Source organism: Mangrovibacillus cuniculi (assembly GCF_015482585.1).
GTDB lineage: Bacteria > Bacillota > Bacilli > Bacillales > R1DC41 > Mangrovibacillus > Mangrovibacillus cuniculi.
On record NZ_CP049742.1, the window covers coordinates 253,878 to 266,679 of the forward strand.

Annotated in this window: 9 protein-coding genes; 6 read left to right on the forward strand and 3 right to left on the reverse strand. The window is 38.3% G+C overall.

The genetic code is table 11. The features are described 5' to 3' along the window. Positions 1-13: 13 nt before the first annotated feature. The 3 genes from G8O30_RS01210 to G8O30_RS01220 form a co-directional block, all read right to left on the reverse strand. Positions 14-2,551: a glycoside hydrolase family 31 protein gene (locus G8O30_RS01210; protein ID WP_239673198.1), complete on the reverse strand. Its 2,538-nt coding sequence runs from the start codon at positions 2,549-2,551 to the stop codon at positions 14-16. Between the two features lie 748 nt (positions 2,552-3,299). Next, positions 3,300-4,046 (reverse strand): sensor histidine kinase, encoded by a 747-nt coding sequence (locus G8O30_RS01215; protein WP_239673199.1) that lies wholly within the window; start codon positions 4,044-4,046, stop codon positions 3,300-3,302. A 21-nt stretch (positions 4,047-4,067) separates the two neighbouring features. Then, positions 4,068-4,766, reverse strand: coding sequence for a LytR/AlgR family response regulator transcription factor (locus G8O30_RS01220; protein WP_239673200.1), 699 nt, complete (start codon positions 4,764-4,766; stop codon positions 4,068-4,070). Positions 4,767-4,923: 157 nt separating this feature from the next. Between G8O30_RS01220 and G8O30_RS01225 the strand changes: the two genes are divergently transcribed. From G8O30_RS01225 to G8O30_RS01250, 6 genes are all read left to right on the forward strand, one after another. Beyond that, complete coding sequence (locus G8O30_RS01225) at positions 4,924-5,676, forward strand: ABC transporter ATP-binding protein (RefSeq protein ID WP_239673201.1); 753 nt, start codon at positions 4,924-4,926, stop codon at positions 5,674-5,676. Then, the gene (locus tag G8O30_RS01230; RefSeq protein WP_239673202.1) at positions 5,666-6,832 is read left to right on the forward strand and encodes an ABC transporter permease; all 1,167 of its coding nucleotides are present in this window, start codon (positions 5,666-5,668) and stop codon (positions 6,830-6,832) included. Before G8O30_RS01225 ends, G8O30_RS01230 begins: the two co-directional genes overlap by 11 nt. 209 nt (positions 6,833-7,041) lie before the next feature. Further along, a complete protein-coding gene (locus tag G8O30_RS01235) occupies positions 7,042-7,488 on the forward strand; it encodes a DUF6194 family protein (RefSeq protein WP_239673203.1) in 447 nt (148 codons plus the stop codon). 141 nt (positions 7,489-7,629) lie between these two features. After that, the gene (locus tag G8O30_RS01240) at positions 7,630-8,853 is read left to right on the forward strand and encodes an MDR family MFS transporter (RefSeq protein ID WP_239673204.1); all 1,224 of its coding nucleotides are present in this window, start codon (positions 7,630-7,632) and stop codon (positions 8,851-8,853) included. Between the two features lie 94 nt (positions 8,854-8,947). Then, entirely contained in the window at positions 8,948-10,216 is a 1,269-nt protein-coding gene (locus G8O30_RS01245; RefSeq protein ID WP_239673205.1) for a dicarboxylate/amino acid:cation symporter, read from the forward strand. Positions 10,217-11,607: 1,391 nt separating this feature from the next. Next, complete coding sequence (locus G8O30_RS01250) at positions 11,608-12,774, forward strand: NAD(P)-binding domain-containing protein (RefSeq protein WP_239673206.1); 1,167 nt, start codon at positions 11,608-11,610, stop codon at positions 12,772-12,774. Positions 12,775-12,802 lie beyond the last annotated feature (28 nt).

Here is a 12,802-nt window from a genome sequence, read left to right on the forward strand (position 1 = left end):
TAGCCCTTTTAAATTAGTATCTAATTAGAACTTTCTTTCTTTCAGAAGCAGGAACGTTTACATATAATGTTTTGGCTTCCTCATCAAAGAAGTATGATTGTGTATTATTGTTTAACTCGTCCATAGAGGCAACTTCTTTATATCTCTTAAATGCAGATCGAACCTTTTTCGGCTTTTCTTCTCCGTTAAGTTTTAATGTAACGGTTTCTAGAGAAGAGTCATATTTAGATGTTAAAGCTTTTTGAGTAAATACAACCCAGTTCCCTCTGCGCTTTAATGTAAAGTTAGTCTCGTTAAATTCACCAGAACGATGATCTAGAGATTTACCGTCATCTTCATAGAAATCATACGATGCTTTGTCTTCTAGATACGTATCTAATACTAGATTTTTCAGTTCATTTTGATCCGTGTATTGTTGTACTTCACGAGTAGGGATGATAGAGTCTTTCATCGCGAAGATTGGCATATGCTCAAGAGGAGCATCTACAGTAATCGTTTGACCACCTTCAAACTCTTCTTTTGTCCAATAATCTACCCACGTTTCACCCTCTGGTAAGTAAACCTCACGAGAAGTTTGACCTTGTTTTACAACAGGAGCAAGCATTAGGGAATCACCGAACATGAATTGATCACTAATGTTGTAAGTCTTCTCATCTTCTTGGAAGTGATACACAAGTGGTTGTTGAACTGGTGCACCTTCTTCAGCAGAATTCTGGAATGCATTGTATAGATAAGGAAGTAACTGATAACGCATTTCGATATACTTTTTTGAAATAGCTTCTACTTCTTCTCCAAATGCCCATGGCTCTTGACCTTGTTTTACTTCTGCTTTTGCATCACTATCGTAGTGAACACGAGAGAACGGTAAGAATGCTCCAACTTGGATCCAACGAGCAAACAGTTCTGCATCTGGACGCTGTGCAAATCCACCAATGTCGTTACCTACGAAGGACACACCAGATAAACCGATGTTCATGTTCATCGGAAGAGACATTGCTAAATGCTCCCAGTTACTTACGTTGTCACCAGTCCAAAGTGCAGCATAGCGCTGTGAACCTGCGAACATATCACGAGTTAACACGAATGGACGTTCACCTGGCTTGTACATTTCCCAAGCGTTGTACGTTGCTTCCGCTTCATCATGACCGTATAGATTGTGGTATTCCGTGTGAAGTTGTTTATCATCTTCAGGACCGAAATACGTATCTAGTGGAAGTGTATGATTATGTTTTTCATCATCTAAGAATACTGCTGGTTCATTCATATCGTTCCAAATACCATCAATTCCTGCGTCAAACAGTACATTATGTTTGGTTGCCCACCATTCACGTACTTCTTCTTTAGAAAAGTCAGGGAAAGCGGAATCTCCAGGCCATACTGGTCCAATAAAGTTAGAACCGTCTGGATTTTTTGCCCAGAAATCTTTTTCTGTACCTTCGTTGTAAATATCATAATTTTCATCTTGCTTTACAGCAGGGTCATTAATAGCAATGGCGTGGAATCCTTCCATTTGCTTTAACGTTGCTAGTGCATCCTTGTACTCTTGATTCCAAGTGAATACACGGTACTCATCCATATAGTCAATGTCAAAGTGCATTGTGTCTAATGGAATTTCTTTTTCGCGGTAAGTTTTAGCGACGTTTAATATCTCATCCGCTGTGTAACCCCATTTACTTTGGTGTAAACCTAGTGTCCACTCCGCAGGAAGATCCATTTTACCTGTCAAGTCTGTATATTTATCTAATACATCTGGAATTTCTGGTCCATACATAAAGTAATACGTTAGAGGACCACCGTTCGCATAGAAGTAGTAGTAATCATCTGATTCACTTGCCATTTCATAATAAGAGCGGTATGAATTATCAAATAAAATTCCGTAAGCTTTTTCATCTTTTAATCCCATGAAGAAAGGGATAGAAGTATAAAGGTATTTTGTATCTTTATTGTATGCGTAAGCATCTGTATTCCACATCCCAATGCTATCGCCACGCTTGTTTAGATCTAATCCTGATTGCTCACCAAAGCCGTAGAAGTTTTCGTCTTCTTCAGTCTTTTTAAATACGTATGGTTTGCCATCTTCATAACCAGAAGATGCACCGTTTTCCATGTAATCTTCGTTAATGACGTTTCCTTCTTTATCAAGGAACTTTACACCGAACGGAGCTTTACTAATTTTTACGTCGATTTCTTTTGTGCTGATGGTAACTTCTTTCTTCCCATCTTTCACATTAAACTTAGGTGTCTTTAAGTTAGAATCGTCAATTGCTGGGGAATCTTCTTCCTTTTCACCGTCTTTTAGGATAGAAACTTTAACAATGTCGTCAGCTTTAACACGTATGTAAGCATCGTACTCTCCTAAATCAAATTGGACACCGTTATCTAACTTTTTCATGCTTTTTGCTGATAACTTTTGAAGGTTATCTTTTTGTAATGGAGTGTCTGCTTCTGGTTGAGTTACAGCGAAAGCAGAAGGAGCTCCAGCCGAAAAAGCCATCATCGTTGCAAGTGTAGCTGTTGCCAACACTTTAAAAGGTTGATTTTTCGTTCCCAATGTTGCCACCTCGGTTTCATGTATTTGGTTGGTACGAACAAAATGTATGTTATTTCACAAACTTGGTCAATTAGTTGTAACAATTGTAAATGGGAGGAGTCTTTGGGCTCAGTAGGGTTGTTGTAATAAGGATGGAAGCGATAACGGAAAAGATTGTAAGCGGATAATAAAAAAAGGAAAATTGAGTACTATACACTAGGTTATACGAATTTGTAATATAAGGTAGGTCTATAGATATTATTATTGTAAAAAAATTAATCTAAGAAATTTATTTCGACGGACGAAAAAAATATACATGAGTCATAAGTAGGGTATTATTTGGAAGTTTAGGGTGGATTGATCATTTTGTAAGGAAAATGATGCGGAAAACGTAATAATCTTAATGAATTGTTAATGTTTGGAATGGATTGGGTTGTTGCGTGCATTTCTGTGCGGCTTAAGCGCTTAAGCCGCATGAAGAGAGAGAGAAAAGCCGGTACAAAAGCGCTTAAGCCGCATGAGGAGAGAGGGAAAAGTCTGCACAAAAGCGCTTAAGCCGCATGGGAAGAGAGGGGAATGCCTGCACAAAAGCGCTTAAGCCGCATGAGAAGAGAGTGGAATGCCTGCACAAAAACGCTTAAGCCGCATGAGGAGAGAGGGGGAAGTCTGCACAAAAGCGCTTAAGCCGCCCCGAGCAACCCTTCACCACTATCCTAAAACTCAAAATAAAAAACTACCCATTAGAATATGAATAGTTTTAGGTGAAATGCTAGAGAACGGCAGGGAGCTTGATTTTTAGAAAGAACTTTTCATTCTTGTGAATAAAGTCTAAATATCCGTTATGAGCATAAACGGTGTCTTTAATTATGAGAGTTCCTAGTCCATCGGTGTTTTTTGTAGAAAAACCAGACTTCTCAAATAGGTTATCGACAACTTTCGTTGGCAAAGGTAGTGTATCGTTTTCACAAGTTAAGATATATAGACCTGCTTTTTTTGTTAAACATAGTTGGATCGTTGCCTTCTCTTTATGGTTTCTCTGCCATTTTTCGCTTGCATCTAAGCTGTTTTCAAGGACATTTCCAATTAGTGTTATAATCTCATGGTTTGGGAGTGGTAAAGAAGAGATTGGTACATCAAGGTAGAAAGCTAGTTGTATTCCAGTTTGACTCGCTCGTTGGGAATATTTATTTAGTAAGCCGACAACTGCACCATTTTCCCCTTTAATACTTAAGTTAGTTTTTTCATAGTTTTGCGTTAGGTTTTTAGTATATTGATAAAGTTCTTCTGTTTGTTTCTTTTCTACCATGTATTGGATGGCAGCAACGTGTTTTAAAAAGTCATGACGCTCTTTTTTTACCTTCGTAAAGGCGTCGTTCAGCTGAACCATACTCTCTTCAGCGTAAGAAATTTGTTTATCCAAAGCTTTATTTCTTTTTCTATTTTGGATTAGGAGGATCGTTGTGAACGTGGTAGACAACGAAAGAATAGCAATTAGATTTATTAAGATATTCTCCAAGGTAGATCACCCTTACTTCTATTAAAAATAATATTTCTCCAAATACTCCACTCGCTCTTTCGTGATAATTGCTTTTTCTTTTGTACCCTCGAAGGTTACACTGTAGGAGTTTTTTGCATAGATCGAAAAACTTTTTACAAAATGAATGTTGATAATAAAAGAACGGTGAGCTCTTATAAAATCTCGCTCTCTTAATTCACCTTCTAATTCTTGAAGTGTCTGGTATGTTTTTATTTGTTCTTTTACAGTATAGATTGTGGTGGAACGGCCAGATCGTTCAATGAAAATGATATCTTTTTTTAGAACAATATGAATCTCTTGTTTTTGTTTTATATAGAGTCTTCCAGCGATATCAACTGATTTTGTCTTATCTATATATTTTTCTAGACTTTTTATTAAGCGATCTTTTGAGTAGGGCTTCAGTATGTAGTCATGCACGTTTAATTCAAATGCATGTACGGCGTATCCGCTATTCCCAGTGACGAATATAACATCAATTTTTAATGCATGTGAGTGAATGAGGTCTGCTAGTTCATACCCTGATAAATGTGGCATCTCTATGTCTGCAATGAGTAAATCAATTTCTTCGTTCTTTATATAAGTATAGGCTTCCTCAGCTGATGTCGTAGCAAATATAATTTCAAGTTGCGTTAGTTGCTGGACAATTCCCATAAGCTTATCCAAATCAATCATTCGATCATCCACAAGTCCTATTCGCATCTGTATTCTCCTCGTTTGTAATCTACCCTTATTTTACCATGACGAATCAATAAATAGGTATTTTCACGACAATAAGTGGAACTTTTACGACATAATGGGAGAATTGTTTATTGTTTTCTTGTAATCTACAGTTATAAGAACAAAAGGAGATGAAATCATGATTGAGATTACAAATGTAAATAAAATTTTTAAAGATAAAAAGACATCTGTTACTGCACTGAAGCAAGTTTCATTAAGAATAAATAAAGGAGAAACGGTTGGACTTTTAGGAGAAAACGGTGCAGGGAAAACAACTTTGCTACGAATGATTTGTACACTTTTAACACCAACAAGTGGAAATGTGACTGTTTCTGGGTTTGATACGGTAACACAATCAAATCACATAAAAAGAAGGATTGGTGTTTTGTTTGGTGGAGAAACAGGTTTATACGATCGTTTGACGGCTCGAGAAAATTTGGAGTACTTTGCTAGTTTATATGGATTAAGCAAGCACGAAACGAAAGTGAGAATTGAAGAGCTTGCTAGAATGTTTGGTATGAGAGAGTACATGGACAGAAAAGTAAGTGGTTTCTCCAAAGGGATGAGACAAAAAGTAGCGATAAGTAGAGCTATTATTCACAATCCAGAAATTATTTTATTTGATGAGCCAACAACGGGTTTAGATATTACTTCTTCTAATACATTCAGGCAGTTAGTTCGACAGTTAAAGCAAGAAGGGAAAACCATCATATTTTCTAGTCACATCATGGAAGAAGTTTCTCATCTCTGTGACAGAGTAGCAATGATTCATAAAGGAGAAATGGTATATCAAGGAAAAATGGAAGAGATGTTTAAAGAAGAAGGAACAAGAGATCTTAACTATATTTTCATGAGCAAATTAGTTAGAGGAGGAACAGAATATGCTTCTTAATATCTTTAAAAAAGAATTGAAAGATTCCTTTTCAGACAGAAGAACATTGCTATTAACAGTGTTTTTACCAATAGTCATGATGACAGGATTAGTTTTCTTTTATGAAAGCTTAATGGCTGGCCATGATGAAGAGAAGACATATGAATTAGCTGTACCTTCTACTTGGACAGAGAAAGAAACAATACTTTTTTCTTCTAATAACGCTATTGAGCTTGTACCTTCAAAGAATGTAGAAAATGCAGTAGTGAACGGAGATGCGCAAGCTGGTGTCATGTTTAGCGTTGATTTCCTGGAACAAATTCAAAACGGTCAGTCGGGAACAGTAGAGATTGTAGGGGATTCCTTTAGTCAAAATTCTGCGATGCTAATGGGGATTGTATCTGAAACCTTAGCGGCATATGAAGAGCAAGTAGTTGCAGATCGATTGAAAGACCAGTCGTTAGATACAGGATTCATTCAACCAATTACTGTTAACCAGAGAGAATTAACGAAAGAGAATCCTGGTGTAAACATGATTGCCATTCTCATACCATTAATTCTTTCAATCGCGATTGGTGTTGGTGCGGCACCTGCTGCAGCAGATTTATTTGCTGGAGAAAAGGAACGAAAAACGATGGAAGCATTACTAATGACACCTGTAAATCGTTTAACATTATTAACAGCAAAGTGGTTAACTATTTCAACAATTGGAACTGTTATTGGAGTAATCACATTACTCGTTGTGGGTCTAGAAATTATGTTTATGACAGAGCATCTTAAACAAGCTGTTTCTTACGAGGTGGGAGCAGTTCCACTAGTGTTCATTGCAGTTGTTATTTCTGCTATCTACTCTATGTTTACTGCAAGTATCTTAATGTTAACAAGCATACTAGGAAAAACAGTAAAAGAAGCGGGGAGTTATGGTTCTCCGGTTATGATGATTAGTATGTTTCCATTTGCACTCTTGATTAATACAGGAGTAAATGAATTACAAACAATACATTTCTTAATCCCTTTTATGAATCTATTTAGCATATTAAAAGAACTCTGTTTAGGAATTATTCATGTGCCTCATATATTGTTAATGATTGGAAGTAACTTAATTTTAATAGCAATTCTATTTATTATAAGTCGTATTTTGTTTAGCAAAGATAAGTGGGTTGTTTCTTCTAACTAATCTTGTGCAAATTAGAAGTCTCATTCATCAACTATCTTTGTTACAGAATATGTAAATGATAGAAATGAGATACATCCATTGATTTACGATGGATGTATTTTTTAACTCTTGGAATTTAACTTTGTTATTATTAGATATGGTTAAAAGGAAAGTGCTTTATGATAAATTTAAAAAAGAACAAGGTGTAATATAAGGGGAGAATCAGATTGATGAGTAACGAAATGATTGAATATGTAATTAATACGTATCCAGGTACAGTTGTAACCAATAATTGGGGAGAGCAAGGAGTATTTTATAATCCCGATAGAAAGCTACCAAAAGGCATATACATCCTAACGATTAAAGAAAAAGATGGAGCGAATGACCGAGCATCTCAACTTAATAGAGAGGGATTGTATCGCATAAATCTTGGGATTAGTAAAACTTCTTTTATAAAATTATTTGGAGAAATACCTAAAAGGCCATCTGCTGGAAACGTAATAGATATGGAGTATGATTTTTCAATGGTAGATGAAATACTACCTCATCCTGTTTACGGTTGGATGTCATGGATTTCTGTAATAAATCCTTCTTTACATACATTCGAAAAAATGAAGCCATATATTGATGAGGCGTATAACTTAGCCAAAGAAAAGTATCAAAAAAAGAAAATATGAAATCTTTTGGACCGGTAAGATTTATTTTCCTGCACTGGTATGATAAAACCTCCGCCAAATGAAGGAGTGCATTCCATCCATATTTTGCTATAGTAATAGTAACAAAATATGGATCAACATCCAAAGAGAGCAGGAAGCATTATGAAAATCAAAGAAAAAATGAGAGCTTATCATCCAATTGTGTGGACACTGTTATTTGGAACAGTTTTTGCGCGTGGAGCAAGCTTTATGGCATTACCGTTTTTAGCTTTGTATCTATCTCAAACAAAAGAAGTACATCCGATTTTAATAGGATTAATAATTGGTATCGGTCCACTAAGCGGAACGATAGGTGGATTTATCGGTGGTCACTTATCTGATAAATATGGAAGAAAAATAGTCATGATCACCGCCATGTTTGTGTGGGGACTAGTCTACATTGGTTTCTCCATCGCTTCTAGTGTTGCCGTTTTCTTCTTATTAAATGCGATTAATGGGATTTGTCGTTCCTTCTTTGAACCTACTAGCCAAGCGTTGATGGCAGATGTGACGGAAAAAGAACGTAGATTACGAGTTTTCTCAATGAGATATACAGCAATCAATATGGGAGCAGCATTGGGTCCTTTACTAGGTGCGTACGTAGGAATTATGAATGCGAACTGGACGTTTATGTTTACAGGCTTCTTCTATTTCCTATACACCATTGTTTTATTAGTGATGATCAGTAAATACGAAGTGTCATCCAATACACCGAGCAGCAAGAAAACGACGATGGTTGACGCGTTTGGAATAGTACGCAAAGATGCTGCTTTACGATTCTTTATAGTAGGTGGAATTTTAGTTAACATCGGTTATTCGCAAATCGAATCAACCTTACCTCAGCATTTAAGTTTGACTCTAAAAGACGGCGTTTTGCTTTATAGTGTATTGTTATCGTTAAACGCTATTGCTGTTATTATCTTGCAAATACCGTTAAGTAGATTTGCCGAGCGCTTTCGAGTGATGCACACGATGATGATTGGTAGTGGATTTTTCGCGCTTGGTTTTATTGGGTTTGCCTTATCGAGTAATTGGATTTTGTTTATTTTTTCTATGATTGTTTTAACTATCGGCGAAATATTTGTTTTCCCTTCAACTAGTGTCTTTATTGACCAGATTGCCCCTGAAGAAATGAGAGGAACCTATTTCGGTGCAGGCCAATTCCGATCTGCAGGTTTCTTTATAGGACCTGCGATGGGCGGTTGGATCTTTAGCGAATGGTCTGGGACATTACTGTATCTTTTGATGGGGATGATTGTTTTAGCAAGCATTTATTTTTACAAGCTAGGTGATTATCAAAGGAAGAAAGTACAGGAAGTGAATACTGAAGCAAGTCCTCAGATGTGACTACTGGAATAATATAATTTTGTCTGAATCCTATTGTCAAAAAGTGATTTCCGAGCGATAATTGTTTCTTTATGTTAACTAGGAGGTAAGATAGATGCAAGTAATTTGGAAAAACTACCGAATGGCTATTATGCTAGTAGTAGCGCTTGTCATTGGTGGCTCAGCTGGTATTATTTTTGGGCCAAAAGCTGCTGTGGTAAAGCCGTTAGGTGATATTTTTATTAATTTAATGTTTATGATTATTGTTCCGCTTGTGTTCTTTAGCATTGCTTCCGCCATTGCAAATATGGACGGAGTAAAAAGATTAGGGAAGATTATGGGAAACACAGCGGTCGTATTCTTTGTGACAGCTACTATTTCAGCTGTGCTAGCTCTAGTTGGTACGATTGTTTGGAATCCCTTAAATGATAGCGATGCAGCTATTGTTAATGCAATGCTCGAAAATACGGAGGTAGAAGCAGCGGAAGAATTATCTGTTGCAGATCAATTAGTGCAAACAGTTACGGTTTCGGACTTTTCTTTATTATTATCCAAAAGTAATATGTTGCAACTAATTGTCTTTTCTTTATTATTTGGACTTGCTACTTCTCTTGCTGGAGAAAAAGGTCGTCCAGTCGCAACATTTCTAAGCTCGGGTACAGCTGTAATGATGAAAATGGTATCCATTATTATGTATTACGCTCCTATTGGCTTAGGGGCATACTTTGCAACTGTTATTGGAGAATTAGGACCTCAATTGTTAGAAGGATATGTTCGAGTATTCCTATTATACGTTGCATTAACAGTGATTTACTATTTCGGATTCTTTACTCTATATGCTTTTTTAGCTGGTGGAAAACTGGGTGTCGTAACCTTTTGGAAGAATGCAGTTAGCCCGTCCGTAACGGCTTTAGCTACTTGTTCAAGTGCTGCTTCAATCCCTGTGAATTTAGCTGCAGCTCATCGTATGGGTGTTCCAAAAGATATTGCGGAAACGGTTATTCCGCTTGGTGCTAACACGCATAAGGATGGATCTGTATTCGGTGGCGTGCTGAAAATTGTTTTCTTATTCGTTTTATTTGGAAAAGACATGACAAGTTTCTCAGCGGTTATTAGTATTTTAACAGTAGCATTCTTAGTAGGTGCTGTTATGGGAGCAATCCCTGGAGGCGGAATGATTGGAGAGATGCTTATTTTAAGTATTTTTGGATTCCCGCCGGAAGTACTGCCTCTAATCGCAGTAATTAGTACCATCATAGATGCGCCAGCTACTTTACTGAATTCTACTGGTAATACAGTTTGTGCCATGATGGTTGCTAGACTGGTTGAAGGTAAGGATTGGTTAGTACGTCAATTGAAATCGGATGAAAAGCAAGTTGCTTAATTGTAACCCCTGGTCAGTGCTGCTGGCTGGGGTTTTTTTTGTGGGTAAAGTGTTTGCCGTGGTATAGCTGAGCGGAGGAAAAGTGGTTTAGGTATACCAGGGGAAGCTGCCGCGGTATAGCAGAGCGGAGGAAAAGTGGTTTAGGTATACCAGAGGAAGCTGCTACGGTATAGCAGAGCGGAGGAAAAGTGGTTTAGGTATACCAGGGGAAGCTGCCGCGGTATAGCAGAGCGGAGGAAAAGTGGTTTAGGTATACCAGAGGAAGCTGCTACGGTATAGCAGAGCGGAGGAAAAGTGGTTTAGGTATACCAGGGGAAGCTGCCGCGGTATAGCAGAGCGGAGGAAAAGTGGTTTAGGTATACCAGAGGAAGCTGCTACGGTATAGCAGAGCGGAGGAAAAGTGGTTTAGGTATACCGGAGGAAGCTGCTGCGGTATAGCAGAGCGGAGGAAAAGTGGTTTAGGTATACCAGAGGAAGCTGCTGCGGTATAGCAGAGCGGAGGAAAAGTGGTTTAGGTATACCGGAGGATCCTGCCGTGGTATAGGAGAGAGGAAGAAAAGTGATTTAGGTATACCGCAAGAGCGTCTCGCAGACTACGAGAAGAGGGAATCCGGTGTTCAGGTGTCCCACAAGAGCTTCTCGCGGACCACGAGAAGAGGGAATCCGGTGTTCAGGTGTTCCACAAGAGCGTCTCGCGGACCACGAGAAGAGGGAATCCGGTGTTCAGGTGTTCCACAAGAGCGTCTCGCAGACCACGAGAAGAGGGAATCCTGTGTTCAGGTGTCCCACAAGAGCTTCTCGCGGACCACAAGAAGAGGGAATCCGGTGTTCAGGTGTTCCACAAGAGCGTCTCGCGGACCACGAGAAGAGGGAACCCAGTGTTCAGGTGTCCTATAAGAGCGTCTCGCGGACCACGAGAAGAGGGAATCCGGTGTTCAGGTGTTCCACAAGAGCGTCTCGCGGACCACGAGAAGAGGGAATCCGGTGTTCAGGTGTTCCACAAGAGCGTCTCGCGGACCACGAGAAAAGGGAACCGAATGTTCAGGTGTCCCGCAAGAGCTTCTCGCGGACCACAAGAAGAGGGAATCCGGTGTTCAGGTGTTCCACAAGAGCGTCTCGCGGACCACGAGAAGAGGGAATCCGGTGTTCAGGTGTTCCACAAGAGTGTCTCGCGGACCACGAGAAGAGAGGAAAAGGAGTGCAGGTGCCCCGCAAGAACGTCTCGCAGACCACAAGAAGAGAGGACAAACATTGTAGGTACTCCACAAGGTCAAAATATAATCCAGCTCTTAAATGAACAGTATAGATATTGACTAACATCTATCTATCATCTAAAATACAAAACGTAATAATTACGTTTTAAAGTATAAATGATGTAAAGGAGATAGGTCATGAAAGAGTGGATTATTATTGGTGGCGGCATACAAGGATGTACTTTGGCAACGTATCTACTGGAGCACGGATGTACAAAAGTGGAAGACATGCAGATTATAGATCCCTATAGAGAACCGTTAGCACAGTGGAAAACATACACAAAGCGTATAGCAATGTCTAATTTACGTTCACCAGCTGTTCATCACTTAGCTCCGAACCCTTATCATATAACGCAATTTGCTAAGAAGAATCAGTGGAATAATGCTTTTTACGGCTACTATAAAAAACCTAACTTAGAATTTTTCAATCATCATAGTGAAGACATTATCGAACAATTACAATTACACTTAGCTTGGAAACAAGGAAGAGTAGAAGACATAGAGAGACATAATGATCAATGGATAGTTTCACTTGAGTCAGGTGATAAAATCAAAGCAAAAAATGTAGCGATTACCGCTGGCTTTACAGAGCAGTTATTGGTACCGGAATGGGCTGGGGAATTAAAGCAAAACTATCCACATTTAGTTTGGCACATATTTGAAAAAGAAGAGTGGGATCATGCCGAAATAGGAGGTAATGTTGCTGTAATTGGTGGAGGAATTACAGGAGCTCATGCTGCAATAAAATGGAGTAACTTAGGGAAACAAGTTACGTTGCTTATTAAGAATCCTTTAAAAATTCATGAGTTTGATAGTGACCCAGGATGGTTAGGACCAAAAAATATGACGAAATACCGGAAAATAGATGATTATAAACAAAGAAGAACTTTAATCAAACAAGCAAGACATAAAGGTTCGCTCCCGCCAAACATCTATCAAAAATTAATGAAATATGTCCAGCAAGGAAAAGTTACTATTGTAGAAGATACGATTCAAAGCGCAATAATAAAACAGCAACAAGTTCAGCTACAGTCTGAAAGCAATAGTTTTCAGTTTAATCAAGTAATATTAGCTACAGGTTTTACTTCTAATATTCAAGAAATTAACTGGTTACAACGTATAATTAAAAGTGAACAACTAACTTGCGCGCATTGTGGTTTTCCAATTGTAACAAGGGACCTTCAATGGACAAAAGGATTATATGTAACAGGTGCTTTAGCGGAGTTGGAGATTGGACCTACTGCGAGAAATATCTCTGGTGCAAGAACAGCAGCAGAAAGAATCGTAAAATCTGTTTCAACCTAGAGTTGCTTTTGAGAATTACTTATGATAA